Source organism: Mesorhizobium erdmanii USDA 3471 (assembly GCF_000472705.1).
GTDB lineage: Bacteria > Pseudomonadota > Alphaproteobacteria > Rhizobiales > Rhizobiaceae > Mesorhizobium > Mesorhizobium erdmanii.
The window spans coordinates 260,761-284,547 of sequence record NZ_AXAE01000008.1; the positions used below are offsets into that span (position 1 = coordinate 260,761).

28 protein-coding genes are annotated in these 23,787 nt (G+C 62.6%); 9 read left to right on the forward strand and 19 right to left on the reverse strand.

Annotated features, from left to right (window positions below; genetic code table 11):
* Positions 1-35: 35 nt before the first annotated feature.
* The 5 genes from A3AU_RS0103890 to purL all read right to left on the reverse strand — a co-directional run bounded on the left by A3AU_RS0103890 (position 36) and on the right by purL (position 5,099).
* The gene (locus A3AU_RS0103890; RefSeq protein ID WP_418001061.1) at positions 36-1,220 is read right to left on the reverse strand and encodes a multidrug effflux MFS transporter; all 1,185 of its coding nucleotides are present in this window, start codon (positions 1,218-1,220) and stop codon (positions 36-38) included.
* A 227-nt stretch (positions 1,221-1,447) separates the two neighbouring features.
* A complete protein-coding gene (grxD, locus tag A3AU_RS0103895; RefSeq protein WP_013532137.1) occupies positions 1,448-1,783 on the reverse strand; it encodes a Grx4 family monothiol glutaredoxin in 336 nt (111 codons plus the stop codon).
* 153 nt (positions 1,784-1,936) lie between these two features.
* Entirely contained in the window at positions 1,937-2,170 is a 234-nt protein-coding gene (locus A3AU_RS0103900) for a BolA/IbaG family iron-sulfur metabolism protein (RefSeq protein ID WP_015318146.1), read from the reverse strand.
* A 116-nt stretch (positions 2,171-2,286) separates the two neighbouring features.
* Entirely contained in the window at positions 2,287-2,820 is a 534-nt protein-coding gene (locus tag A3AU_RS0103905; RefSeq protein WP_032916781.1) for a hypothetical protein, read from the reverse strand.
* A gap of 47 nt (positions 2,821-2,867) precedes the next feature.
* Entirely contained in the window at positions 2,868-5,099 is a 2,232-nt protein-coding gene (gene purL / locus A3AU_RS0103910) for a phosphoribosylformylglycinamidine synthase subunit PurL (protein ID WP_027051629.1), read from the reverse strand.
* A 205-nt stretch (positions 5,100-5,304) separates the two neighbouring features.
* On the opposite strand from purL, the gene A3AU_RS1000000139700 reads away from it, so the two are divergent.
* Complete coding sequence (locus A3AU_RS1000000139700) at positions 5,305-5,469, forward strand: hypothetical protein (protein ID WP_167335221.1); 165 nt, start codon at positions 5,305-5,307, stop codon at positions 5,467-5,469.
* Between the two features lie 16 nt (positions 5,470-5,485).
* On the opposite strand, the gene A3AU_RS0103920 is transcribed toward A3AU_RS1000000139700, so the two are convergent.
* Positions 5,486-6,898 (reverse strand): aminotransferase-like domain-containing protein, encoded by a 1,413-nt coding sequence (locus A3AU_RS0103920; protein WP_027051630.1) that lies wholly within the window; start codon positions 6,896-6,898, stop codon positions 5,486-5,488.
* A gap of 92 nt (positions 6,899-6,990) precedes the next feature.
* Here A3AU_RS0103920 and A3AU_RS0103925 point away from each other — a divergent pair, with 92 nt between their 5' ends.
* Positions 6,991-7,242 (forward strand): DUF1127 domain-containing protein, encoded by a 252-nt coding sequence (locus A3AU_RS0103925; protein ID WP_027051631.1) that lies wholly within the window; start codon positions 6,991-6,993, stop codon positions 7,240-7,242.
* Between the two features lie 8 nt (positions 7,243-7,250).
* Here the strand turns inward: A3AU_RS0103925 and A3AU_RS0103930 are convergent, their stop codons facing one another.
* The 6 genes from A3AU_RS0103930 to purC form a co-directional block, all read right to left on the reverse strand.
* On the reverse strand, positions 7,251-7,883 hold the full coding sequence (locus A3AU_RS0103930) for a Pr6Pr family membrane protein (RefSeq protein WP_027051632.1): 633 nt from the start codon (positions 7,881-7,883) through the stop codon (positions 7,251-7,253).
* A gap of 2 nt (positions 7,884-7,885) precedes the next feature.
* Positions 7,886-8,293 carry a hypothetical protein gene (locus A3AU_RS0103935; RefSeq protein ID WP_027051633.1) on the reverse strand — a complete coding sequence of 136 codons (408 nt, stop codon included), beginning with the start codon at positions 8,291-8,293 and terminating at the stop codon, positions 7,886-7,888.
* On the reverse strand, positions 8,290-8,955 hold the full coding sequence (locus tag A3AU_RS0103940) for a glutathione S-transferase family protein (protein ID WP_027051634.1): 666 nt from the start codon (positions 8,953-8,955) through the stop codon (positions 8,290-8,292). The genes A3AU_RS0103935 and A3AU_RS0103940 overlap by 4 nt, the downstream gene beginning before the upstream one ends.
* 64 nt (positions 8,956-9,019) lie before the next feature.
* Positions 9,020-9,688, reverse strand: coding sequence for a phosphoribosylformylglycinamidine synthase subunit PurQ (gene purQ / locus A3AU_RS0103945; RefSeq protein ID WP_027051635.1), 669 nt, complete (start codon positions 9,686-9,688; stop codon positions 9,020-9,022).
* Position 9,689: 1 nt separating this feature from the next.
* Positions 9,690-9,932: a phosphoribosylformylglycinamidine synthase subunit PurS gene (gene purS / locus A3AU_RS0103950; RefSeq protein WP_027051636.1), complete on the reverse strand. Its 243-nt coding sequence runs from the start codon at positions 9,930-9,932 to the stop codon at positions 9,690-9,692.
* Positions 9,933-9,961: 29 nt separating this feature from the next.
* A complete protein-coding gene (gene purC / locus A3AU_RS0103955; protein WP_013532127.1) occupies positions 9,962-10,756 on the reverse strand; it encodes a phosphoribosylaminoimidazolesuccinocarboxamide synthase in 795 nt (264 codons plus the stop codon).
* A gap of 276 nt (positions 10,757-11,032) precedes the next feature.
* Here purC and A3AU_RS0103960 point away from each other — a divergent pair, with 276 nt between their 5' ends.
* Entirely contained in the window at positions 11,033-11,353 is a 321-nt protein-coding gene (locus A3AU_RS0103960) for a DUF1476 domain-containing protein (RefSeq protein ID WP_027051637.1), read from the forward strand.
* Positions 11,354-11,638: 285 nt separating this feature from the next.
* Entirely contained in the window at positions 11,639-12,412 is a 774-nt protein-coding gene (locus tag A3AU_RS0103965; protein WP_027051638.1) for an HpcH/HpaI aldolase family protein, read from the forward strand.
* Positions 12,413-12,450: 38 nt separating this feature from the next.
* On the opposite strand, the gene A3AU_RS0103970 is transcribed toward A3AU_RS0103965, so the two are convergent.
* Both A3AU_RS0103970 and A3AU_RS0103975 read right to left on the reverse strand, forming a co-directional pair.
* Positions 12,451-13,623, reverse strand: coding sequence for an acyltransferase family protein (locus A3AU_RS0103970; RefSeq protein WP_027051639.1), 1,173 nt, complete (start codon positions 13,621-13,623; stop codon positions 12,451-12,453).
* A gap of 173 nt (positions 13,624-13,796) precedes the next feature.
* Positions 13,797-14,345 carry an RBBP9/YdeN family alpha/beta hydrolase gene (locus tag A3AU_RS0103975; protein WP_027051640.1) on the reverse strand — a complete coding sequence of 183 codons (549 nt, stop codon included), beginning with the start codon at positions 14,343-14,345 and terminating at the stop codon, positions 13,797-13,799.
* A gap of 245 nt (positions 14,346-14,590) precedes the next feature.
* Here A3AU_RS0103975 and A3AU_RS0103980 point away from each other — a divergent pair, with 245 nt between their 5' ends.
* Positions 14,591-15,403 (forward strand): VOC family protein, encoded by an 813-nt coding sequence (locus A3AU_RS0103980; RefSeq protein WP_027051641.1) that lies wholly within the window; start codon positions 14,591-14,593, stop codon positions 15,401-15,403.
* A gap of 51 nt (positions 15,404-15,454) precedes the next feature.
* Here A3AU_RS0103980 and purB read toward each other — a convergent pair whose 3' ends face one another.
* From purB to A3AU_RS0103995, 3 genes are all read right to left on the reverse strand, one after another.
* Positions 15,455-16,762, reverse strand: coding sequence for an adenylosuccinate lyase (purB, locus tag A3AU_RS0103985; protein ID WP_027051642.1), 1,308 nt, complete (start codon positions 16,760-16,762; stop codon positions 15,455-15,457).
* 156 nt (positions 16,763-16,918) lie between these two features.
* Positions 16,919-17,332: a hypothetical protein gene (locus A3AU_RS0103990; RefSeq protein ID WP_418001060.1), complete on the reverse strand. Its 414-nt coding sequence runs from the start codon at positions 17,330-17,332 to the stop codon at positions 16,919-16,921.
* 101 nt (positions 17,333-17,433) lie between these two features.
* Positions 17,434-18,159: a DUF2259 domain-containing protein gene (locus A3AU_RS0103995; RefSeq protein WP_027051644.1), complete on the reverse strand. Its 726-nt coding sequence runs from the start codon at positions 18,157-18,159 to the stop codon at positions 17,434-17,436.
* Between the two features lie 255 nt (positions 18,160-18,414).
* Between A3AU_RS0103995 and A3AU_RS0104000 the strand changes: the two genes are divergently transcribed.
* Positions 18,415-18,669, forward strand: coding sequence for a DUF2171 domain-containing protein (locus A3AU_RS0104000; protein WP_027051645.1), 255 nt, complete (start codon positions 18,415-18,417; stop codon positions 18,667-18,669).
* Positions 18,670-18,754: 85 nt separating this feature from the next.
* Here the strand turns inward: A3AU_RS0104000 and A3AU_RS0104005 are convergent, their stop codons facing one another.
* Positions 18,755-19,777: a P1 family peptidase gene (locus A3AU_RS0104005; protein ID WP_027051646.1), complete on the reverse strand. Its 1,023-nt coding sequence runs from the start codon at positions 19,775-19,777 to the stop codon at positions 18,755-18,757.
* The gene (locus A3AU_RS0104010) at positions 19,777-20,844 is read right to left on the reverse strand and encodes a branched-chain amino acid ABC transporter substrate-binding protein (RefSeq protein ID WP_027051647.1); all 1,068 of its coding nucleotides are present in this window, start codon (positions 20,842-20,844) and stop codon (positions 19,777-19,779) included. Before A3AU_RS0104010 ends, A3AU_RS0104005 begins: the two co-directional genes overlap by 1 nt.
* A gap of 182 nt (positions 20,845-21,026) precedes the next feature.
* Here A3AU_RS0104010 and A3AU_RS0104015 point away from each other — a divergent pair, with 182 nt between their 5' ends.
* The 3 genes from A3AU_RS0104015 to A3AU_RS0104025 are packed head-to-tail and all read left to right on the forward strand — an operon-like array spanning position 21,027 to position 23,739.
* Positions 21,027-21,554, forward strand: a complete 528-nt coding sequence (locus A3AU_RS0104015; RefSeq protein WP_027051648.1) for a flavin reductase — start codon at positions 21,027-21,029, stop codon at positions 21,552-21,554.
* On the forward strand, positions 21,551-22,480 hold the full coding sequence (locus A3AU_RS0104020; protein ID WP_027051649.1) for an AAA family ATPase: 930 nt from the start codon (positions 21,551-21,553) through the stop codon (positions 22,478-22,480). Before A3AU_RS0104015 ends, A3AU_RS0104020 begins: the two co-directional genes overlap by 4 nt.
* Positions 22,481-22,485: 5 nt before the next feature.
* A complete protein-coding gene (locus tag A3AU_RS0104025; protein WP_027051650.1) occupies positions 22,486-23,739 on the forward strand; it encodes a vWA domain-containing protein in 1,254 nt (417 codons plus the stop codon).
* Positions 23,740-23,787: the final 48 nt, after the last annotated feature.

Genomic DNA, 23,787 nt, shown 5'->3' on the forward strand with positions numbered 1-23,787 from the left:
TTCAAATAGCCGCGCATCCGGCCTGCAAGCAAAAATCAATGCAGGTCGGTGACATGCCCTGAGACCGGTGGGTTGTGCGGCTGGAACATCTTGCCGCGCTCGGCGATCAGGATCATCAGCAGCGCCGCGACCGAAACGCTGCAAAAGCCGGCGGCAAGCGGCGTCACCGTGCCGTTGAAAGCCTGGCCGATCAGCGTGCCGAGGATGCCGCCGAGAAACGTCTGCATGAAACCCAGGATGGACGACGCCGTGCCGGCCAGTTGACCAAGCGGCTCCATGGCCAATGCGTTGAAGTTGGCGCCAAGCGCGCCGAAGGGAAGCATGGCGCCTGCAAAGAAGGTGATGAACAGCCAGAGCGGCATCTTGATTTCCAGCGAGACCACCAGCCAGGCCAGGCTGATCACCAGGAACAAAAGCAGCGCGCTCTGCGACAGGCGACGCATGCCGATACGACCGACGAGGCGTGAGTTCAGAAAATTGGAGAAGGCGAGTACGCCGGCGACGCCGGCGAAGATGACCGGGAACATCTCGCCGACGTCGAAGATGTCGACATAGATCTGCTGTGCCGAGGCGATGAAGCCGAACATGGCGGCAAAGATGAAGGTGCTGGCAAAGGCGTAGCAGAGCGCGATGCGGTTGGTGAGCACGATGCGGAATCCACCGAGGACCGAGGCGACCGTCAGGGACCGGCGATATTCGGGGCGCAGCGTTTCAGGCAGGCGCAGCAGCGACCACGCCGACACGATCAGCGCGCCAACGGCCATGGTGACGAAGATGTAGTGCCAGGTCGCGAACAGCATGATGAACTGGCCGATCCCTGGCGCAATGACCGGTATCGCCATGAACACCATGAAGATCAGGGACATCACTTCGGCCATACGCCGGCCTTCGAACGTGTCGCGCACGATCGACACCGCTATGACGCGCGTCGCGGCCGCGCCGATGCCTTGCACGGCGCGACACATCAGCAGCGTTTCAAAGCTTGGCGCGATGGCTGCGGCGGCGGCTGCCGCCACATAGATGATCAGCCCGGCGACGAGCGGTGAGCGGCGGCCGAAACGGTCGGAGATAGGCCCGAAAAACAATTGGCCGCCACCAAAGCCAAGGATGTAGGCGGTGACCACATATTGCCTGTGGTTTTCATTCTCGACGCCCAGCGAGGCGCCGATCTGCTGCAGCGCCGGCAGCATGATGTCGATGGCCAGCGAATTCAGCGCCATCAGCGCGGCGCAGAGCGCAATGAACTCCCAGCGCGGAATAGGCAGTTTGCTTGCCGATTGCGGCGTTGACGATTGCTGGTCCACGGCAAATCCGATCTCTCAAGCAAAATGCGCCGGCGGGCCGGCGCACTGGCTCGTCTGGTCCCGATATCGGGACGTAAAGAAATTGCCGAGGTGGGGCTGCCCCGGTGTTCAGTGCAGTCGTAACGACATGCCCAAAACCGAAATCAGGCGGCGCCTTTGACGCTGACGCCCTTTTCGACCAGGAAGGTTTGCAATTCGCCGGCCTGGAACATCTCGCGCACGATATCGCAGCCGCCGACGAATTCGCCTTTGACGTAGAGCTGCGGGATCGTCGGCCAGTTGGAGTATTCCTTGATGCCCTGGCGCAGCTCGGCCGAGTCCAGGACGTTCACGCCCTTGTAGTCGGCGCCGATATAGTCGAGGATCTGGACGACCTGGCCGGAAAAACCGCACTGCGGAAAACCAGGCGTGCCCTTCATGAAAAGCACGACGTCGTTGCCCTTCACTTCATTGTCGATGTAGTCGTTGATACCGCTCATGGAATATCCTTTCACGCCCGTGGGAGTCAGGCTCGAAGCATGTCCTTCAAATAAACCCATAGATTGCCCGAAACAAGACATTAGCCGCGCCATGGCCGAAATGGCGCAAAGGATGGGCGGGTTTGGGCCAAGCGGTTGTTGGCGGGAACTGCCTCAGTCGGGAACGCTGGTCTGGAGGGCGAGTGCGTGCAGCACACCGCCCATATTGCCCTTCAGCGCGTCATAGACCATCTGGTGCTGCTGGACGCGGCTCTTTCCCCGAAAGCTCTCGGCCACGACCTCGGCCGCGTAATGGTCGCCATCGCCGGCGAGGTCGCGGATCGTCACGCGGGCGTCCGGTATGCCATCCTTGATCAGTTTTTCAATGTCGTGGGCATCCATTGCCATGGCAGAATTCCTGTTTCGGGCGGGCGGCGGCGCCCGTGCGACGAGAGTCGTGACAAACCTAAAGCCTTTCCGGCCGCGATTGAAGCCGTTCCGTCCCGCACCGGCGTGATTGTCACCTACGACGTGGTCTCATCCGGGTGGACTGCATCGGCGGCCGGGTCGTCATCGCGCATCGAGAAGGCGCGGCCAAGGCTGAAGACCAGTATGTAGAGCGGGATGTTGACCGCCAGGTTGGCGATGGGGAGATAGCTCGTCATCTGCCAGGCGGGTGAGAAGAACGGCCGGCCGTAGCCGTCGCAGAGCAGCGAAGAGCCATACTCCCACAGGGCTCCCAGGATGGCGCCCACGGCGAAAAGCTTGATGCAGATGACGACCCGGCCTGTCCTTGCGGGGTCCGGCAAGAGCCGGCTCCAAAGCACGAGACAGACGATCGGAACCGCATAGATAAGATTCTGCAGCACCAACATGGGCAGCGTGCCATTGGCCGAAGCCAGGAACTGCTCGCGCCTTTCCAACAGCGGGCAAACCTCGCTCGACGTCGTCGACAACAGGAAAAAGACGAATGGGCCGAGAAACCAGAAGAAGAACAGCGACGGCCAGAAAACGACTGCAAGCAGCGCCCGGACAGCCAGTTTCCTGCGATTGAGCATGATCTTTTTCCGAAAACCGGGTTCCACTTTTCGGGATCATGCTTCAGTCAACTGGCCTGATCCATGAAGCGGGGGAACCAGCCTTCGTGGGCCGCGGTCAAGTCGCCGACCGGGATGGCCCTGGCGTCGCCGAGCTTCAGAGCGTCGCCGCCGGTCGAGCCGATCCACGGCGCGAAGATGCCCAGCTTGCTTTGGTCCTCGCGGATGGCGTCCCATTCCTTGCTCTGCGGGTCGAGCGACAGGGTGAGGAGATAGCGGCCCTGGTCCTCGCCGAACCAGACCGGGATCGGGTCGGTGCCGGCCAGACCCGGAATGGTGGCTCCAATGCCGGATGCCATCGCCATTTCGGCCAGCGCCACGGCAAGACCGCCGTCGGAAAGATCATGCGCCGCTGTCACCACGCCCGACGCGATCAGCGCGCGCACGTGGTCGCCAACGCGCTTTTCATGCGCGAGGTCGACAGGTGGCGGCGGTCCGTCGGTACGGCCATGGATGTCTCTGAAATAGGCGGACTGGCCGAGATGGCTGCCCCATGTCGCCGGTGCGCCGACCAGCAGGATCATTTGACCCTCTGCGGCAAAGCCGATCCGCGCCATCTTTGACCAGTCTGATATCAGCCCGACGCCGCCGATCGTCGGCGTCGGCAGAATGCCCTGGCCATTGGTTTCGTTGTAGAGCGAAACATTGCCCGACACGATCGGGAAGCCGAGCGCGCGGCAGGCATCGCCAATGCCTTTTACCGCGCCGACCAGCTGGCCCATGATCTCGGGCCGTTCGGGATTGCCGAAATTGAGGTTGTCGGTCGCCGCCAGCGGCAGCGCGCCGGTGGCGGTGAGATTGCGCCAGCATTCGGCCACCGCCTGCTTGCCGCCCTCATAGGGATCGGCCTCGCAATAGCGCGGCGTCACGTCGGACGAGAAGGCGAGCGCCTTGGTCGCATGGCCTTCCACCCGCACCACGCCGGCATCGCCGCCGGGAAGCTGCAGCGAATTGCCCTGGATCAGCGTGTCGTACTGCTCCCACACCCAGCGGCGCGACGACAGGTCCGGTCCGCCGAGCAGTTTAAGCAGCGCATCGGCGACATCGGCCTGCGGAACGTCATTTGCGGCCAGCGGCGCCGGCTTCTTCGGCTCGATCCAGGGCCGGTCATATTCCGGCGCCTTGTCGCCAAGGTCCTTGATCGGCAGGTCGGCGACCTGATCGCCTTGATGCAGCACGCGAAAACGCAGATCGTCGGTGGTTTTGCCGACGATGGCGAAGTCGAGGCCCCACTTGTGGAAGATCGCCTCGGCTTCCTTCTCCTTCTCGGGACGCAGCACCATCAGCATGCGCTCCTGGCTTTCCGACAGCATCATTTCATAGGCGCTCATGCGCTCTTCGCGCACCGGCACCTTGTCGAGGTCTAGCTCGATGCCGAGGTCGCCCTTGGCACCCATCTCGACCGCCGAACAGGTGAGGCCGGCCGCGCCCATGTCCTGGATGGCGATGACGGCGCCCGAGGCCATCAGTTCGAGGCAGGCTTCCAGCAGGCACTTTTCGGTGAAGGGATCGCCGACCTGCACGGTCGGGCGCTTCTCATCGATCTTGTCGTCGAATTCGGCGGACGCCATGGTGGCGCCGCCGACGCCGTCGCGGCCGGTCTTGGCGCCCAGATAGACGACCGGCAGGCCGACGCCCTTGGCTTCCGACAGGAAGATGGCATTGCTTTTGGCGAGGCCCGCGGCAAAAGCGTTGACCAGGATGTTGCCATTGTAGCGGGCGTCGAAATTGACTTCGCCGCCGACCGTCGGCACGCCGAAGGAATTGCCATAGCCGCCAACGCCTGAAACCACGCCGGCGACGAGATGCCGGGTCTTGGGGTGATCAGGCGCGCCGAAGCGCAGCGCGTTCATTGCCGCGATGGGCCGGGCGCCCATCGTGAAGACGTCGCGCAAAATGCCGCCGACGCCGGTCGCGGCGCCCTGGTAGGGTTCGATGAAGGAGGGGTGGTTGTGGCTTTCCATCTTGAAGACGACGCAGTCGCCGTCACCAATGTCGACCACGCCGGCATTTTCGCCCGGCCCCTGTATGACCTGAGGTCCCGTGGTGGGCAGCGTGCGCAGCCACTTCTTAGAGGATTTGTAGGAACAGTGCTCGTTCCACATCGCCGAGAAGATGCCGAGTTCGGTAAAGCTAGGTTCGCGTCCGACGAGATCGAGGATGCGCTGATACTCGTCCGGCTTCAGCCCATGGGCGGCAATGAGCTCGGGGGTGATCGGCACGGAATTGGAAATGGTCATGGGCGGCGATTTGTGTCCATGGGAGTGTTGGGATTTGAGTCCCCTCTTATCGCAAGCTTTGCACCCGATACACCCGTCGATCGACGAAAAAAGACAGAAAGCACAAGGTGACGACCGGGATGGCCTTCGCAACGGGGAATGCACGGCCCAATGGAACGCCACGATGTGCCGGCCGTTAGGTTTCAATCACTCAGGAGAACGGACCATGGCTACCAAGCAAGGCAAGAAAGACAACCGCCTCTCGGATAAAGAGGCCATGCATATCGCGGAGACCACCGACGTTTCGCCTGGGCAGGCCAAGGAACTGGCCAAAAAGCACGGCAAGGACAAGGCCAGGAAGGAAGCCCGCAACTTCAAGGCCGAAGGCTGAGCCGAGCTTAGGCTCCCTAGGAGAAGCTGTCGTAGCCGGCACGGCCCTCGTCGAGAAGGCGCCGCAGGACCGCAACACCGTCGGCGACATCCCCGCGATGCCTCGGCTGCGAAACGCCGAAGCGGATGCCGTGAAAGACCTGCTCGGAGCGGCCGGCCTTGAACTCGTCCTCGTCGTCGATCAGCACACCGTGTTCCTGGCAGGCATTCTTGAAGGTGCCGGAAAGCCACGGGTCGGGCAAAGTCAGCCAGACAAAGGGCACCTTGTCGTGTGACTTGAACGCGAAGCCGGCCAAAGTGTCGCGCACGATCGCGATGCGGGCGCTGATTTCGGCGATGCTGCGTTTGCGGATATCGCTGGCCTGGCCGGACAGCACCAGACGGGCATTCACCTCCGCGAGCAGGAAAGGCATGCCGCCGGTCATCATCTTGTGGGCGACGCGGATGCGGTGGCGATAGGCGGGAGGGCAGGAGAGCCAGCCGCCGCGCACGCCGGCCGCCACCGATTTCGAAAGGCCGCTGGCGACGATGGTGCGTTCGGGCGCGAATTCGGCAAGCAACGGTGTCGGGTCGTCGGTAAGGTTGCCGTAAAGGTCGTCCTCGACCAGGACGACATTGTATTCGCGCGCTATGCCGGCAATCGCCTCGCGGCGCGCGTCCGACAGCGTCACCAGCGTCGGATTTTTGGCCGTCGGCATCAGGAAGATCATCCTGGGATGTTTTTGCGCGCAGACGCGCTCGAAGTCGGCCGGGTCGAGACCTTCGTCATCCGATGCCACCAATGTCGTCCGCCGGCCGATCAACCCGGCACTGCGCGAGATCTGCGAATAGGTCAGGTGTTCGAAGGCGACATAATCGCCCGGCGTGGTCAGTGCCGCGATCGCCGCCATTACCGCGGCATGCGTGCCGAGCGTCGGAACGATGCTGTCGGCGGCCGGGCGGAAGGCGTTGCGCGACAGCCAGCGGGCGCCGGCTTCGTACCAGCGCCCAGGGAAATCGCGCGTATAGCTCGAGATTTCATGGGGGTGATCCTGCGCGGTGCGCGACAGCACATCGGCGATAATGACGCCCTGGCCGACATCGGGCGCGGCTGTGCTGTCGAAACGCAGCTTGTCTTGTGGCGCATCGACGTAGCGCGTGCCTTCCATGCCGACGTCGGGCGCTTCCGGCTTCACGCCGCCGGCGGGCTGGCCGAGCACATAGGTTCCACGGCCGACTTCGCCGCTCACCAGGCCGCGCTCGCGCAGCAATTGATAGGCCCGGCCGACCGTCCCGACGGTGGTGCCAATGTCGTAGGCGAGGTCGCGCTGCGGCGGCAGTTTCGTTCCGGCGCCGATCACGCCCTTGTCGATGCCCGCTTCGACCGAATCTGCAAGGCGTTGATAAAGCGGCCCGGCGCCCGCTGTCAGATCTGGAAGCCAATTTGTCATGGTGACAATTTTCTATATTGCACCGAAAGATGAGTCAATACATGTCAGTCGCGCGCCAAAAGGGTGCAATTGCGACATTTGGTAGGAAGAAAATGGATACAATCGCGACAATCCATCATGCAAGGGCCGCGTTTCCCGGCGAGGCCCTGCGCCCGTCCGGCCAGCGCGGCTTTGTCGGCCGCCTGGTGCGCGTGGTCAGGTCGCTGGCACGATGGCTCGACCATTTGCTGGAGCGTCGGCGCAGCCGGCTGGCATTGCTGGAGATGACCGACGATCAGCTCAAGGATATCGGCATTTCCCGCTGCGATGCTCATCGCGAGGGCATTAGGCGTTTGTGGGACTAGAGACCAGCTTAACGCACGCGTCTGGCCCCGATGCCGCGATCGATAAAAACGGCGACGACGCAGATCACCAGGAACAGCGTCATGATGGCCAGCGCCGCAATGGCGACACTGGCTGCGCCGTTCTTGGCGACGTCAAGGAAGGGGTAGGGCACCTCGCCGGCGATCGGCGCCCGCGCCAGCGCATAGGCCAGATAGGCGATGGGATAGAGCACCCACCAGGAAATGTCGCTCCATCTCGTTCTGCCGTCGGCGCCTGCCGTCAGCCACCATAGCACGAACAGCACCGGCGCCACATAATGCAGCAGGACGTCGCAGAGCAGGAACAGGCCCTGCGGCTGCCAGAGGCGCGCCAGGACCGTGGCATAGACGATGCAGACCACAGTGATCGAAACCGCGAGACCCGCTCGCATCCGGGGGGCGGCGAAGGCCGGCAGCCACGCATAGCCGGTTGACGAGAGCAGCGAGGTGTGCACCAGCACCGCGCCGATATTGGTCAGGATGGTGAAGAAGCTGAAGTAGAAGACGACCGAGCCGAGCAGGCTGCGCCCAGCCTCCATCGACGCCGGAATGGTAATGCTAAACTGCAGGACGAGGCCGGCCAGACCGACGGCCAGGCCCACCACCTGCAGGAAGCGACCCATGGTCAGGCGGTCGCGGCGCAGGCCGGATTGCCGGCTTGCCAGCGGGCAATGTCGGAGCCGATGCGCGCACCGAGCGCATCGTTCATCAGTGGTCCGAACACATCGACGCGGCTCGAATTGCCTTGCGCCTGGACGACCAGCAACGGCTTGCCGCCATAGTGCTTGGCCGGCACCAAGAGGAAACGCGGCGTGCCGCTGTACGAATTCAGCTCGTTTGCCATCTGATACTGCTTGAAGGCCGGGTCCTTGCTGGCGATCCAGCATTTGTGGGCTGAAATCGCCACCTGTTCCATTGCCAGCAGCGCGGCACTCTTGCCCGAGGGCACCGGCGTGCTCTTCGGGCTCGATTGGCACGACGCCAGGGCAAAGCCTGCCGCGGCGACGAGTACAATTGTCTTGCTCTTGATCAAGCGGCACCCATCTCGAGTTCGGACAGGAAGATTTTCAGGCCGTCGGTCATCTCGCCCCATACGCGCGACAGAGCCGGATGCTGCGATGCGATCTGTTCATAAGCATCGAATTTGGGATAGGCGTCGAGCAGGTCGGCGCGGCCAGTCATGGCCCGGAAATTGTTGAAGATGAACCGCGTTGGCGTCAGCCAGGCATCGGCGAAGCTGATGTCGTTGCCGAGCGCGAAGGGGCCTTGCGCCATGCGCGCCTCGATCGCCGCCAGCCCGTGGTGCAGGCGGACGAACTGGGCGTCGATCTCGGCATTGTTGCGCTTCGGCACGAAATGCAGCTCGAAAAGCTTCATCATCGGCGTCAGCACGTCGAGATCGGTGATGCGGGCAAACATGCGCACCAGCGCGCGATCCTTGGAATCGGGCGGCAGCAGCGCCGGCTCCGGAAACCGCTCCTCGAGATATTCGGCGATGACCACCGATTCGACGATGGTTTCACCCGAGCCGGTGATCAGCACCGGGATCCGGTTCATCGGCGAGATGGCACGAAATTCTTCGGGGATCGGAAAGCCCGGCGGCGGGGCCATGATCTTGAGCGGCACGTCCTTGATATAGGCCAGCGCCCGCACGATCGATGAGTAGGGCGACAACGGCCGCGAATAGAGTTTCATGACCGTCTCTCCCTGAAATTATCATTTTGAATCACCGCAATTCTTAAGGTTGCGGCTGCAAACTTCAAGCGGCAATGCCCAAAGCGCCTTCGAAGAGCGCACGACCGTCGCTGCCGCCGTGAGCAGCCTCGATCAGGTTTTCGGGATGCGGCATCAGCCCAAGCACATTGCCCTGTTCGTTGATGATGCCGGCAATGTCGTTGATTGAACCGTTGGGATTGGTCCCTTCCGCATAGCGGAACACCACTTGGCCTTCGCCTTCGAGGCGGGCAAGGGTTTCGGCGTCGGCGAAGTAGTTGCCGTCATGGTGCGCCACTGGCGAGCGGATGATCTGGCCCGGCCGATAACGGCGGGTGAACATCGTGTTGGCGTTGGTGATCTCGAGCTTGACCTGCCGGCAGACGAACTTCAGCGAGGTGTTGCGCATAAGCGCGCCCGGCAGCAGGCCGGCCTCGACCAGAATCTGAAAACCGTTGCAGACGCCGATCACCATAACGCCCTTGGCGGCCTTTTCGGCGACCGCCCGCATCACCGGCATGCGTGCGGCTATCGCGCCGCAGCGCAGATAATCACCGAAGGAAAAGCCGCCAGGAATGGCGATGAGGTCGACATCGGGGATTTCGGTATCGGTCTGCCAGACGGTGACCGGCGGTTTGCCCGAAATCTTGGTCAGCGCCGCGATCATGTCGCGGTCGCGGTTGAGACCAGGCAGGAGGACGACGGCTGATTTCATATCAGGCGATCTCCACCGCGTAATTCTCGATGACCGTATTCGCCAGCAGCTTGTCGCACATGGCTTTCAGGTCGGCCTCGGCCTTGGCCTTGTCGCTTTCCGCCAGTTCGACATCGAACACCTTGCCTTGCCGCACCGCGCCGACGCCGTCGAAGCCCAGGCCGGACAGTGCGTGTTCGATCGCCTTGCCTTGCGGGTCGAGGACGCCGTTCTTGAGGGTGACGGTAATGCGGGCCTTGATCATGCTGGGCAGGTTCCTGTTCCAATTCTCGGTTAGTGCGGTTTGCCCTTGAGGCCGTCGGTCGAGGCGACAAGCACCGGGCCGGTCGGGCGTGGCGGCTCGTTCTCGTTCATGATGCCGAGGCGGCGGGCGACTTCCTGGTAGGCTTCGACCAGGCCGCCCATGTCGCGGCGGAAACGGTCCTTGTCGAGCTTATCCTGCGTCGCCACGTCCCACAGGCGGCAGGAATCCGGCGAAATCTCGTCGGCGACGACAATGCGCATCATGTCGCCCTCGAACAGGCGGCCGCACTCGATCTTGAAGTCGACGAGCTGGATGCCGACGCCCATGAACAGACCGGAAAGGAAGTCGTTGACGCGGATGGCCAGCGCCATGACGTCGTCGATCTCCTGCGGGCTTGCCCAGCCGAAGGCGGTGATATGTTCTTCCGACACCATCGGATCGTCGAGCGCATCGGCCTTGTAATAGAATTCGATGATCGAGCGCGGCAGAACAGTGCCTTCCTCGATGCCGAGGCGCTTCGACAGCGAGCCGGCGGCGACATTGCGCACCACCACTTCGAGCGGGATGATCTCGACTTCCTTGATCAACTGCTCGCGCATGTTGAGCCGGCGGATGAAGTGGGTCGGAATGCCCATGCGGTTCAAATGATTGAAAATGTACTCGGAAATGCGGTTGTTGAGCACACCCTTGCCGTCGATGACCTCGTGCTTCTTCTTGTTGAACGCGGTCGCGTCGTCCTTGAAGAACTGGATCAGGGTACCGGGTTCCGGTCCCTCATAGAGGATCTTGGCCTTGCCTTCATAAATGCGGCGGCGATTTTTCATCTGATTTTTTCTCTGGATTTGCGGGCAGGCGGCAAGCGACCAGTTCCTGTCCGTCCGCCTAAATTAGTGCGGCGACGGCGGGGTTCAATGCCGGGTCTATCCCAATCACATCGTTTGCTCAATCGGCAAATCCTTCCAATCAACCGCTTTCGGGACTGAAATGCCGCAGCGCAGCATATGACGAAGCGTATTGACCGGCTCGCGACCTTTTGGTTTGTGCTTTGGCAACACACATATCACCTTGCCAACGAATCGGATTTGACCCGGAGGGACGCCATGAGCAGCATGAAAGACCGCGAAGAGGGCTTCGAGCGCAAATTTGCATTCGACGAGGAGCTCCGGTTCAAGGCTTCGGCGCGCCGCAACAAGGCGCTCGGCCTGTGGGCCGCCGAAAAGCTCGGAAAGTCGGGCGTCGACGCCGACGCCTATGCCAAGGAAGTCGTTGTTTCCGATATCGAGGAAGCCGGCGATCACGACGTGTTCCGCAAGATCCGCAAGGATTTCGATGCCGCCGGTATCGAGCAGTCGGACCATCAGATCCGTCGCACTATGGACGAACTGATGGCGCAGGCGATCGAGCAGATCAAGAACACCTGATCCCGGCCGGAGCAGCTTCCGCAAAAGCGTCCCACGGTTTTACGACGGAACCTGCGACAAACAAAAGAGAAGCAGGTTCCGCAAAAGGATGACTGGACCAATCGACCGCCCGGCCAAGCCGGGCGGTTTTTCTTTGCCTTTGCCTTGGTTTCCGGCTGAAACTGCATTGGAGCGGCGTGCGCCCTTTCGGGCGCACAAAGGACGCTAGCGCCATTCGCGTTTTTGCATCTCCGAAGATCGATCCGGTTCTCGGGCCGATGCGACGTTAACGAGGAAAGAGATTAGATGTCACTGAAGTCCCGCCTTGCCGCTGATGAAACGCTGGTCACCGCCTGGTCGGGCGTGCCGGACGCGCTGACCGTCGAAATCCTCGCCAAACAGGGCTTCGATGCCGTCACGCTCGACATGCAGCATGGCGGCCATCACGAGGACAGCGTGCTGCGCGGTCTGATGCCCGTGCTTGCCGCCAACAAGCCGGCGTTGGTGCGCATCCCGGTTGGCCGTTTCGACATGGCGAGCCGGGCGCTCGATTTCGGGGCCGAGGCGGTCATCGCGCCGATGGTGAACTCGGTGGCCGACGCAAAGCTGTTCGCAGCGGCGATGAAATATCCGCCGCTTGGCGAGCGCTCGTGGGGGCCGACCTATGCTTTTCCGCGCCACGGCAAGGGCGACTATGCCGAATGGCTGCGTGACGCCAATCAGCGCACCATGGCCTTCGCCATGGTCGAGACGCGTGCCGCGCTTGACGCGCTCGACGGCATTCTCGACACGCCGGGCATTGACGGCATTTTCCTCGGGCCCTCTGATTTCTCGATCGCCTGGAGCAACGGTGAGATCGTCAATTCGACGCTTGAAAGCATGATGGAGACGATAGCATCGGTCGCCGAGCGCACCCGCAAGGCCGGCAAGCATGCCGCGATCTATGTCGTCGAGCCGGCGATTGCAGGCCGCGTCGTGTCGATGGGCTATCGCCTGCTCGCCACCGGATCCGAGCATGCGCTGATTTCGCTGGGGGCAAAAACCCTGCTGAAGGGCATACGGGACTCGATCGGATCCTGAGTTCCGGCAGGGCGAACGATCGTCACAGCCCCGGATGCTCAGGCGCTCGCCGCGGCAGGTGTCGCGGCGAGCGTGCCGTCGCGCCTCAGCCTGTTGAACAGGGCGCCGAGCGCTCGGACCCACCAGTTGTTGAAGGCCATCAGCGGCAATGCCGCGAGGAGCGAACCCAGTATGGCTGCGGCGGCGCCGAGAGCGGCGGAACCGCTGACCAACAGGACCCATGAAGCCAGTGAGCAGATAACAGGTACATGCACCAGGTAGAGGGGGAACGAGAGGTCGCCGAGGAAACGTGCCGTCTTGCCCGAGAGCCATGATGGCGGCTGATCCGCACTCAGCACCGCATAGACCAACATGATGCTCGCCGGGATGGCCACGCAGGCTTGCCGCAGGCCGACATCATCCGAGACCGTGGTCTCGAGCACGGCAAAGGGGCGGTATATGCCGACGGCATCCCCCGCATAACCCAGCAAGGCCAGGGAGATCGTCACCATGGCACCTCGCACCCACCAATTCGGGCGAAATCCCAGGGCGAGAAGCGGATAGAGCAGCAGGCTGGCCGGAAAGGCACAAAAGAAGAAACTGGCTTGCAGTGCCAGGAACACGCCTGTTGCGATGCAAAACCATGAGAACAATGCCCAGCGATCTCGGAGGAAAAAGAAGATCGGGGCGAGGGCGAAGGTCAGCATGCTGCCCCAGAACTCGACCGTCATGGTCCACAGGCTGCTGTCATAGTATTTGTCGCCGTAGATGAACGTCCGCCAGGCCCCTTGCAGGAACGCGTCGGCGAAACTCGCTGTCTCCGGCGACAGCACCTTCGTGGCATTGCCGAATCCGCCAAGCCACCCGGATTGGGTGACCGCGGCCGCATCCTCGAAGAAATACAGATCGAGCTTGAAGATCGCGCAGGATGCGAGGACCGCGACAAGCACGGGTCCGGCCAAACGCGGCAAGCGCTTTATCGCACCCAACAGCAAGTCCTGCGCCTTGCGCGATTGGAAATAACGGCCGACGAGCACGTAGGACGAAAGGACGAAAAACAAGTAGACGGCGGAGCCGCCATTGAAGGCGATGAAACCTGGACTTGTCTTGAGGGATTGCGCGGCACCCGCTGCACCCTCCGCCGACGGCGCAAAAGCACGCAAAGTATGCCCACTCAGAACGACCAGCGCTGCGACACCTCTCAAGAATTCGAGTGAAGCGTCCTTGCGCAAGCGCTTGCCTTCGTTTTGAGCGTGAGGAATTTTTCTTTAGCAATATTGAATATGTACGCACGACGAAAAGTGTTCGCTGCGCGTCATGAAATTATCGCGAGTCACCTTAATTTATTGTTTATCGGAACTCGACGGTTTCTTCGGGAATTCTCTGCGCCGACTTTGGGTCCGTATCACAGGTCCGTCAGGAACTTGGCGAAGGTCATCGATCCTTCGGGCCAGGGGCCGAAGCCTGAATCCTGGTTGAGATGGCCGGTCTCGCCAGCATCGATGAACAGCGATCCCCAAGCGCCGGCAATGTCCTCCGCGACATCGAAGGCGCAGAACGGGTCGTTGCGGCTGGCGATCACGATCGACGGAAAAGGCAGCGGGTCGCGCGGGTAGGGGCCGAACGTCATCAGGTGCCGTGGCCTGATTTCTGGGTTGGCGACGTCGGGCGGCGCCACGAAGAAGGCGCCAGCCACCGGCTTGACGAATTGTGGAATGGCCTGCACGGCTGCGGCGACGCCCAGCGAATGCGCGACGATGACGACCGGCCGCTCGGCTTCGTTGACCGCTTTGGCAACGCTCGCCGTCCAGTCCTCGCGCACCGGCTTCGACCACTCCGCCTGCTCGACACGCCTTGCCGTCGACAGTTTCGACTGCCAACGGGTCTGCCAATGCTCTGGCCCCGAATTGGTGTAACCCGGAACGATCAGGATATCTGTGTCTTTGACTTTCATGGCGCTGAGATAGCGAGCGCGATTGCCTCATGCAACCGTCGACGGACAAGCTTCTGCGCATAACGGTGAACACCATGTTCGCTTTTTGCCGTCTTGTGTGAACAATCGCGATGGACGATCTATCGTCGGGAGAGAAACAGCCGTGGAGGACCGCGATTTTGGCGCTGACACGACGTACAATGATCGGCGGCGCCGGGCTCCTGGCATTGGGAGCTTCATCAAGCGTTGCCGCAACGGAGACAATGATGAGCGAACTGCCATTTGCCGCCACCAGGCCGGTGAGCGTTGCCCGCGTCGGGCTGAAGGCGCGTGATACCGAAGGCCTCGCCGCCTATTACCGCAGGGTCGTCGGCCTGCAGGAATTGAGCCGTGCCGATGGCGCGATCACCCTGGGCGCTGGCAGCCGTCCCCTGCTGGTGCTCGAGCCGGATGCTTCCGCCAAGCCGGACGATCCGCGCAGCGCCGGCCTGTTCCACACGGCCTTCCTGCTGCCCAGCCGCGCCGATCTCGGCCGCTGGATCAACCATGCAATATCGGACAAGATCGCCATCGAGGGCGCTTCGGACCATCTGGTCAGCGAAGCGCTGTACCTGACCGATCCTGAAGGCAACGGCATCGAGATCTATGCCGACCGTAATCCGCGGGACTGGAAGTGGAACGGCGACAAGGTCGCCATGGCGACAGAGCGGATGAACGTTCCTGCTGTCGTCGGCGAAGTGCCGGCCGGCGATGCGGGCTGGCAGGGCGCGCCGGAAAACAGCATTGTCGGCCACGTCCATCTGCGTGTCGGCAGGCCGGAAGAAGCCGAGGCCTGGTGGAACCAGGAATTCGGCTTCGACACGGTGGCCAAATATGGTGGCCAGGCCGTGTTCCTGTCGTCCGGCCACTACCACCACCACATCGGCGCCAATGCCTGGCAAAGCGCCGGCGCCGGGCGCCGCGACCCGGCCCGTTCGGGCCTCGCCTGGGTCGAGATGCGTTCGGACAATGTGGCCGGTGAGATCACCCGCGAGGATCCGTGGGGCACAGTGATCAGGACCGTGCCGGGCAAGGCCTGATTTGGGCGCAGACACAGCTTCCTTCTCTCCGTAAAACGGGGAGAAGGAAGATCAGGCTTCCCCGAACACCCGCCTGAAGATCGTGTCGACATGCTTGGTGTGGTAGCCAAGGTCGAATTTCTCGCGGATTTCCGCCTCCGGCAGGGCAGCGGTCACTTCCTTGTCGGCCAAAAGTTCCTCAAGAAAATCAGCGCCTTGCTCCCACACCTTCATGGCGTTGCGCTGCACCAGCCGGTAGGAGTCCTCGCGCGACAGGCCAGCTTGCGTCAGTGCCAGCATGACGCGCTGCGAATGCACCAGGCCGCGGAACTTGTTCATGTTCTTCAACATGTTCTCGGGATAGACGACCAGTTTGTCGACGACGCCGGTCAGCCGTGACAGCGCGAAATCGAGCGTCACAGTGGCGTCCGGCCCGATCATGCGCTCGACCGAGGAGTGCGAGATATCGCGCTCATGCCAGAGCGCCACATCCTCCATTGCCGGCAGCGCCATGGAGCGCACCATGCGGGCAAGGCCGGTGAGGTTTTCCGTCAGCACCGGATTGCGCTTGTGCGGCATCGCCGACGAGCCTTTCTGGCCGGGCGAAAAATACTCTTCCGCTTCCAGCACCTCGGTGCGCTGCAGATGCCGGATCTCGGTCGCCAGCCGTTCCATCGACGAGGCGACGACGCCGAGCGTGGCAAAGAACATGGCATGGCGGTCGCGCGGGATGACCTGCGTCGATACTGGCTCCGGCTTCAGCCCGAGCTTTGCCGCGACGTGCTCCTCGACGTAAGGCTCGATGTTGGCGAAGGTGCCGACCGCCCCGGAAATGGCGCAGGTGGCGATATCCTCCCGCGCATGCACCAGCCGCTCGCGGCAGCGCGAGAATTCGGCATAGGCCTGCGCCAGCTTGATGCCGAAGGTTGTCGGTTCGGCATGAATGCCGTGGCTGCGGCCGATGGTGACGGTGTCCTTGTGCTCGAAGGCGCGGCGCTTGAGCGCGGCAAGCAGGCCATCGATGTCGGCGAGCAGGATATCGCTGGCGCGCGTAAGCTGGACGGCAAAGCAGGTGTCGAGAACATCCGAAGACGTCATGCCTTGGTGGATGAAACGCGCGTCCGGTCCGACGAATTCGGCGAGATGGGTCAGGAAGGCGATGACGTCATGCTTGGTGACGCGCTCGATCTCGTCGATCTTCTCGACGTCGAATTTCGCGGCACCGCCCTTTTCCCAGATGGTCTTCGCCGCTTCCTTCGGGATGACACCGAGTTCGGCCAGCGCGTCGCAGGCATGGGCCTCGATTTCGAACCAGATGCGAAACCGGGTTTCCGGCGACCAGATGGCGACCATTTCCGGTCGGGAATAGCGAGGGATCATCGGTCAGTCCTGATGTGTCTAGGGCAATTCCAGGAAAAGTGTGCAGCGGTTTTCCGTCCGGAATTGCGAAAAAAGGAGTTAGAGCGGTTCGGCGGTTCTGCCAAACGCTGAACCGCTCTGGGTTAGCCCGCGTCCTAACAGAGGCGGACAAAATGCTCAACGCCACTGCTGCGTAAACCAGAGGCTGACGGCAGCCAAGGCGATGAAACCGAGCGGAAAATAGAGCCTGATACCCAGCACCACGAACTGGTAGAGCGCCACCGCCATCGTAAAGGCGAGCTGAAACCCCCAGGTGAGGGTGAAGACGGGTGCATGCCATTCGGCATAGTAGGATCGGTATTGCAAGGCATAGAGCCCGGCTGTCAGCCCGATCGTCGCGGCGGCAAGGCACACCATCGCCGAAGCGAAGGCGACCTCCGGGCCTCTTGCGAGTGAGACCAGCCGTGCCGCGAACACGCCGACCGGAAAGGCCAGGGCGCCGCCGCCCGCAAACAGCAGCGACACCGTGCGGATCTTGTCCGGCGTCACCCAATTGTCCAGCAACAGGTTGACCAGCGCACTGGCACCCATGGCCACGGCCCACAAGAGCGATCCAAAAAGCGCTACGCGCCACCCTGGCAAGGCGCGGCGGAGATAGTTCAAATTGCGGCTGGGTGTGGCGGGGTGCGATGTCACAGGCGGCCGGTCACGGCAATCCAGCGAAAATCCGGCCCTTCGAAGCCATATTGGCGCACCGCGATCAGCACCGCATAGGCGCTGAGGCTGTCCATCGAGAATGTCTGCACCGCGCCGATGCGGTAGGTGTTCGGGCAGCCGCGGCTCTTGGGGATCGACTTATCCTCATGCAGAAGTCTGGTGGTGCCTCCATCCTGCGCTTCGATGCGCAACAGCCGGAAGCCATTGATCTCGCCCTGGCTCTCGCAGCCCTCGGTGTTGTTCATGCCGAGCTCGTCCAGCCGGAACTCGAGCGGCTGGTCGACCGGAGAAAAGATCGGCCGCGGATTGACCGCCATCCGGTGCGGATCAGCCGAAAGCTCGGTCACCGGGTTGAAACCCGCTGTGATGCCGCGATTGGCGTTGAGTTCGGCCTGGCTGACGATGGTTTCGCCTTTCTGCCGGGCCTGGAGGCGGGCAGTGCCGAGAGTCGCATTCTCGTCGTCGAGCCGGACCTTGATTGGCGTGCCCTTGAGAAAGCTGTCATTGCTCGTGTCGATGTAATAGCGGTTGGCATAGGGAAAGCCCGACCCGTCCTGGATGCCATACTCTTCGAAGGCGAAGACGCCGCCGCCCTTGCTGAAGCCGAGGATTTCGAGCTCGGCGACGTCGCCGGCCTGGGCGGCGATCGACGCCGCAAGCTGTGCGGCCAGGGAAACGACAAACAGGAAAAGCATTCGCATCGGTTCTTCTCTCCGGCAGCCGGGGTCGTTGCAATCCCTAAAGCAATTCCAGGAAAAAGTGTGAAACGGCTTTCCGGGAAAGACGCGTAGCGCTCCCATGGGAATTGCATCAAACAAAGAGATTGAGCAAGGCGCCGTTTCCGTGAAACGGGACTGCTCTGGCACGACGAAATCAAAACGTCGTGCCGGTCAAAAGCCAATGCATCCAATCGGCCCGTCATCTGTTATTGTCGGCAGTCCCAATGGAGAACCACCATGACCGACACCAGCAAAATTCGTGAGCATATGGAAGTCGTCGGCGCCGATGGCGTGCATGTCGGCACTGTCGACAAGGTCGACGGCCAGCGCATCAAGCTGACCAAGGCCGACAGCGGCGAGGGTGCTCACAAAGGCCATCACCATTACATTCCTCTGGCCCTGGTTGCCGAGGTCGACGGCAAGAAGGTGTGGCTGTCGGCGAATTCCGATGTCGCGGTGACGTTCGAGGAAGAAAAATCCGATCCGACCTGATCGAAGCTATTCCAGGAAGGTGTGAAACGGCTTTCCCGGTAAACCGCGTAGCGTTTTCCCTTGGGATTGTACTAAACCAAAGAGATTAACGACGCGCCAACCAGACCGGGAACAGGTCATTGTCGGCTGGCGTCGCGGCAAAAACGCCGCGGCTGATGGCGCGCGCCATGGTTGCGCCAGCCGCGGCGTAGACGTCGATTGCGGCGTCGGCTTCGAGCCGAATACCGCTCGTTCCCGTCGCCAGAGCGAACACCAGATCGCCGTCCGCCGGGGTGTGCGTCGGCCAGATGGCGCGCACGAAGCCGTCATGCGCCGACATCGCCAGGCGTTTTGCCGCCGCCTTGGTTAGAACGGCATCCGTCGCGATGACCGCGATGGTGGTGTTGCCGCCGGTTTCCATCTGCCTGCCTGCCCGCTTGTCGCGGTATTTCAGCAAGATCTCCGCGGCATCGTACGGCATCGGCGAGGGATAACCGAGCCCGCCGAACTCATCGCCGATTTCGAAGGGGGCCGCCCAGAAATGGCGGGTGCGGCCGACGGTCACCGATCCCGTCGGGTTGACGGCGGCCAGCGCACCGATGGTGACGCCATTATCGAGCAGCGTCGAGGCGGAACCGAGGCCGCCCTTCAGTCCCGAGGTCAGCGCACCGGTGCCTGCACCCGCCGTGCCGAGCTGGAACTCGGTGGCGGCGGATTGCGCTGCCTCATAGCCGAGGTCGCGGTAAGGGGGATAACGGCCCCAATCCTTGGCTCCCCCATTGCGCAGGTCGAACAGAATCGCCGCCGGCACGATCGGCACGCGAAAGCCGCCCACCTCGAAGCCGATGCCGCGCTCGCGCAGCGCCGCCTGCACACCGGACGCGGCGTCAAGGCCGAAAGCCGAACCGCCTGACAGCACCACCGCATGGACCGCCTCGACCAAATTGTGCGGTTCGAGCAGGTCCGTTTCGCGCGTGCCCGGCGCGCCGCCCAGGATCTGGACCCCGGCCACCGCCGGCTCGTCGCAAAGCACCGTCGTCACGCCGGACTTCAAGGCGACGTCGGAAGAATTGCCGACGCGCAGTCCGGCAACGTCGGTGATCAGATTGCGCGGACCGGTGCGGAACATCAATTGCTGTCCAGGGGCACGAAGCGGGTGCCGTCGAAGCGGAAGACGCGGTAGATGCTCCGGCTGAGGTCGCCCTTGGCATCGAAGCGGATCGGCCCGATCGCCGTGGGGTAGTCGTGACCTGTCAGCGCCTCGGTCAGCGGCTTGCCCGATGACAAGGCTAACGCTGCCTTGGCGATCTCGACCGCCGCATAGGCCGGCAGCGCGTAGCCGTCCGGCACGATTTTCTGCGCGGAGAAGCTTTGCAGCACTTTTGCGTCGGCGGCTTCGGCCCATTCGGGCGGCGCTATCATCAGCGTCCCCGTCGCATACGGCACGTCGCCGGGCGGCGTGCGCAGATTTTCACCGCCGGCAAAGACGATGCCGGCCTGGAGCTGTGCGGCATCGCGGCCCATAATGGAAATGTCGTCGCCGTCGCCGCCGGCAAAGACATGCGTGGCGCCGGCCTTCTTCAGCCGGCCGATCATCCCGATCTGGTTGTCGAGTTGCGGCCGGAACGTATCGACGAACACCGGCTTGAGCGCCGCTTGCTCGGCGGCGGCGCGAAACGTCTCGGCCATTTCGCGGCCGTAAATGGTGCCGTCGTCGATGATGGCGAACAGATCGTCCTGCCACAGGCGGGTGAGGGTAGCGGCTACCGCGTTGCGCTCATCGTCGCCGCGCGGCCCCAGCCGATAGACCGGCCAGCCGGTCTTGGCGCGGCGGTCGGTGAGGCTTTCCGTACGCACGCCGACGGTGATGACCGGAATGTTGGCATCCTTGAGGATCGGCATCGCTGCCTCGATCGCTTCCGTGCACAGAAAGCCGACGACGATACTAACCTTGGCTGCGGCGAAGTCCCTGGCCGCGGCGGCCCCGCCATCTGATGTGCAGGCGTCATCCTCGGTCTTGAATTCGATGCCGTTCGCCTGCGCTGCCAGCCCGGCACCGGCCTCGATTTGCTTCCCGAGGATGGCCGACGGTCCCGACAAGGGGGCGACGACGCCGATCGTGAGCGTCTGTGCGCTGGCTGCGCCGGCGAGGAACAACCAGGCCAGCGCGGCGGATATCGTTGTCCCGGGTCGCATGCTGCCGAAGAGTTCCTCCAAGCCCGCGAAGAATTGCGCGGGCACCAATTCCCGCCAAGACCTAAAGGCTGCCCGGCCTTGGTGCAACACGCGAATTTGGGGATATGGGTCAAGCACTTCGCTTGTGGCATGTCGTATGTCGCCATATATAGCGGTAGGGTTCTGGCTATGGACAATCTCCGGTGCTGAAGAAGAATGACATTGGGCCGCAGGCCTATCGCGACGCGATGAGCCATTTTGCCGGCCACGTCCATGTGGTCACCACAGACGGGCCGGCGGGCAAGCGTGGCACGACGGTGATCGCCGCTTGTTCGGTGTCGGATACGCCGCCGACCATTCTGGTCTGTCTCAACCGTGAAAATGCCAAGAACGAGTTGTTCGTGAAAAACGGCCGATTTGCCCTGAACACGCTGGCCTCGCACCAGGAGCCGCTGTCGATCGGTTTTTCCGGTATCACCGGCCTGTCGCTTGAAGAGCGTTTCGCGCTCGGCGAGTGGGATGTGATTTCAACCGGTGCGCCGACGCTGAAGGGTGCACTCGCGGTGTTCGACTGCGAACTGATCGACACCAAGGACCTGGCCACCCATCGTGTGCTTTTTGGCAAGGTGACAGGCTTGCGTATGGGCGATAATTTGCGGCCGCTGATCTATCACGCCCGCGGCTACCATGTCCTCGACAGCGGAGCGGCGGCGTTCACGGAGAAAGAATGACCGAGCAGAAACCGCGCCCCGTTCCGCGGACGATCGACGAGACGCTCGATCTCCTGACCGGCGCGGACTATGTGGCGGACCGGTCGCTGGCGACCGTGCTCTTTCTGTCGCTGCGGATGAACCGGCCATTGTTCCTCGAGGGCGAGGCCGGTGTTGGCAAGACCGAAATCGCCAAGGTGCTGGCACAGGCGCTTGGCCGCCGGCTGATCCGCCTGCAATGCTATGAGGGGCTCGATGTTTCCTCAGCCGTCTACGAGTGGAACTACGCCGCGCAGATGATCGAGATCCGAATGGAGGAAGCGGCCGGCAAGGTCGACCGCTCCGCCATGGAGCGCAACGTCTTCTCCGAAAAATACCTGATCCGCCGCCCTGTGCTCGATGCGCTGACCGGCAAGACGGGTTCCGCCCCTGTCTTCCTGATCGACGAGCTCGACCGCACCGACGAGGCGTTCGAGGCGTTCCTGCTCGAAATCCTTTCCGACTATCAGGTGACGGTGCCGGAGCTCGGCACCATCAAGGCGGAAGAACCGCCCATCGTCATCATCACCACCAACCGTACCCGCGAGATCCACGACGCGTTGAAGCGGCGCTGCCTCTATCACTGGGTCGATTATCCCAATGCCGAGCGCGAATTGGAGATCGTGCGACGCAAGGTGCCGCAGGCCAACCAGCGGCTTTCGGCGGAGGTGGTCTCCTTCATCCAGAAACTGCGCCAGATCGAGCTGTTCAAGGTGCCGGGAGTCGCGGAAACGATAGACTGGGCCGGCGCGCTGACAGAACTCGACAAGGTAGCTCTCGATCCGGAGACCGTATCCGACACGATCGGCGTGCTATTGAAATACCAGGACGACATTGCCCGCATCGGCGCGGGCGAGGGCCGGCGCATCCTCGACGAGGTCAAGGCCGAGCTCGCGGCGGCGGAGTAGCGGCAATGAAGGCGCCGGGAGAGGCCGACCCCAGAGAGGCGACGGCGGACGGACGCATCGCTGACAACATCGTCTATTTCGCCCGTACCTTGCGCAAGGCAGGCATGCGGGTCGGGCCGGCTTCCGTCAAGGATGCCATCGAGGCGGTGCTAGCCGCCGGGATTGGCTCACGCGACGATTTCTACTGGACGCTGCACGCGGTGCTGGTGTCCAGGCATGAGGACCACCCGACTTTCGACGAAGCGTTCCGGCTGTTCTGGAAATCGCGCGAACTGATCGAGAAACTGCTGGCGATGTTTTCACCGATGGCGCCGGACGCCAGGGAGAAGCAGAAGCCGCGCGCGGCCGAAAACCGCGTCAACCAGGCGATGTTCGAGGGCCACCAGAAGAACCAGCCACCCCAGGAGGTCCCCGAGATCGAGGTCGATGCCCGCTTCACCTTTTCCGGCAACGAGGTGTTGCGGGGCAAGGACTTTGCCCAGATGAACGCCGCCGAGATGGCCGATGCCAAGAAGGCCATCGCCGCGCTGCGATTGCCTTTCGACATGGTGCGGACCCGCCGCTTCAAGGCCGATGCGCATGGCCGCCGCATCGACCCGCGCGCCATGATGCGCCAGGCGGCGCGCACCGGCGGCGAATTGATCCTGCCGAAATTCCGCTCGGCCCGCGAAGTCCATCCGCCGCTGGTGGTTCTGGCCGACATTTCCGGTTCGATGAGCCAGTACACACGTATCTTCCTGCATTTCCTGCATGCGCTCACGGAAAAACGCCGCCGCGTGCACACCTTTGTCTTCGGCACCCGGCTGACCAACCTGACCCGGCAGATGCGCCATCGCGATCCCGATGCCGCCCTCGCCGACTGCTCGGCGGTGGTCAAGGACTGGTCGGGCGGCACGCGCATTGGCGACACGCTCGCCGAGTTCAATCTGATATGGTCGCGGCGCGTGCTGGGGCAGGGCGCGGTCGTGCTTCTGATCACCGACGGTCTGGAGCGCGACGATGTCGCTGGCCTCGCGGGAGAGATGGAGCGGCTGCACAAATCCTGCCGGCGGCTGATCTGGCTCAATCCCTTGCTGCGCTTCGACGGTTTTCAGGCCCGCGCCCGTGGCGTCAAGGCGATGCTGCCGCATGTCGACGAATTCCGTTCGGTGCACAATCTCGACGCGCTCGCCGACCTCTGCGCCTCGCTGGACAAGCAGTCGGCGCGTTCGGTAGACCCGCGACGGTGGATGGACGCTGGCGCCAGGCACGCCGCATAGCCATATGTTTTCTCGGCTCCCTGGAAAACAGACCCTGAGAGAAGCAAC

What these genes read in the sequence shown, in the direction of transcription:
- purL (WP_027051629.1), bottom strand. Translation starts at nt 5,099, where the DNA reads ATGACCATTTCCAATTCCGTGCCGATCACCCCCGAGCTCATTGCCGCC.
- A3AU_RS0104010 (WP_027051647.1), bottom strand. Translation starts at nt 20,844, where the DNA reads ATGCGACCCGGGACAACGATATCCGCCGCGCTGGCCTGGTTGTTCCTC.
- A3AU_RS0103965 (WP_027051638.1), top strand. Translation starts at nt 11,639, where the DNA reads ATGTCACTGAAGTCCCGCCTTGCCGCTGATGAAACGCTGGTCACCGCC.
- A3AU_RS0103920 (WP_027051630.1), bottom strand. Translation starts at nt 6,898, where the DNA reads ATGACAAATTGGCTTCCAGATCTGACAGCGGGCGCCGGGCCGCTTTAT.
- A3AU_RS0103940 (WP_027051634.1), bottom strand. Translation starts at nt 8,955, where the DNA reads ATGAAACTCTATTCGCGGCCGTTGTCGCCCTACTCATCGATCGTGCGG.
- purQ (WP_027051635.1), bottom strand. Translation starts at nt 9,688, where the DNA reads ATGAAATCAGCCGTCGTCCTCCTGCCTGGTCTCAACCGCGACCGCGAC.
- grxD (WP_013532137.1), bottom strand. Translation starts at nt 1,783, where the DNA reads ATGAGCGGTATCAACGACTACATCGACAATGAAGTGAAGGGCAACGAC.
- A3AU_RS0104000 (WP_027051645.1), top strand. Translation starts at nt 18,415, where the DNA reads ATGACCGACACCAGCAAAATTCGTGAGCATATGGAAGTCGTCGGCGCC.
- A3AU_RS0103925 (WP_027051631.1), top strand. Translation starts at nt 6,991, where the DNA reads ATGGATACAATCGCGACAATCCATCATGCAAGGGCCGCGTTTCCCGGC.
- A3AU_RS1000000139700 (WP_167335221.1), top strand. Translation starts at nt 5,305, where the DNA reads ATGGCTACCAAGCAAGGCAAGAAAGACAACCGCCTCTCGGATAAAGAG.
- A3AU_RS0104020 (WP_027051649.1), top strand. Translation starts at nt 21,551, where the DNA reads ATGACCGAGCAGAAACCGCGCCCCGTTCCGCGGACGATCGACGAGACG.
- A3AU_RS0103900 (WP_015318146.1), bottom strand. Translation starts at nt 2,170, where the DNA reads ATGGCAATGGATGCCCACGACATTGAAAAACTGATCAAGGATGGCATA.
- A3AU_RS0103980 (WP_027051641.1), top strand. Translation starts at nt 14,591, where the DNA reads ATGAGCGAACTGCCATTTGCCGCCACCAGGCCGGTGAGCGTTGCCCGC.
- A3AU_RS0103995 (WP_027051644.1), bottom strand. Translation starts at nt 18,159, where the DNA reads ATGCGAATGCTTTTCCTGTTTGTCGTTTCCCTGGCCGCACAGCTTGCG.
- A3AU_RS0103975 (WP_027051640.1), bottom strand. Translation starts at nt 14,345, where the DNA reads ATGAAAGTCAAAGACACAGATATCCTGATCGTTCCGGGTTACACCAAT.
- A3AU_RS0103990 (WP_418001060.1), bottom strand. Translation starts at nt 17,332, where the DNA reads ATGGGTGCCAGTGCGCTGGTCAACCTGTTGCTGGACAATTGGGTGACG.
- A3AU_RS0104005 (WP_027051646.1), bottom strand. Translation starts at nt 19,777, where the DNA reads ATGTTCCGCACCGGTCCGCGCAATCTGATCACCGACGTTGCCGGACTG.
- A3AU_RS0103890 (WP_418001061.1), bottom strand. Translation starts at nt 1,220, where the DNA reads ATGGCGCTGAATTCGCTGGCCATCGACATCATGCTGCCGGCGCTGCAG.
- A3AU_RS0104025 (WP_027051650.1), top strand. Translation starts at nt 22,486, where the DNA reads ATGAAGGCGCCGGGAGAGGCCGACCCCAGAGAGGCGACGGCGGACGGA.
- purC (WP_013532127.1), bottom strand. Translation starts at nt 10,756, where the DNA reads ATGAAAAATCGCCGCCGCATTTATGAAGGCAAGGCCAAGATCCTCTAT.
- purB (WP_027051642.1), bottom strand. Translation starts at nt 16,762, where the DNA reads ATGATCCCTCGCTATTCCCGACCGGAAATGGTCGCCATCTGGTCGCCG.
- A3AU_RS0103960 (WP_027051637.1), top strand. Translation starts at nt 11,033, where the DNA reads ATGAGCAGCATGAAAGACCGCGAAGAGGGCTTCGAGCGCAAATTTGCA.
- A3AU_RS0103930 (WP_027051632.1), bottom strand. Translation starts at nt 7,883, where the DNA reads ATGGGTCGCTTCCTGCAGGTGGTGGGCCTGGCCGTCGGTCTGGCCGGC.
- A3AU_RS0103905 (WP_032916781.1), bottom strand. Translation starts at nt 2,820, where the DNA reads ATGCTCAATCGCAGGAAACTGGCTGTCCGGGCGCTGCTTGCAGTCGTT.
- purS (WP_027051636.1), bottom strand. Translation starts at nt 9,932, where the DNA reads ATGATCAAGGCCCGCATTACCGTCACCCTCAAGAACGGCGTCCTCGAC.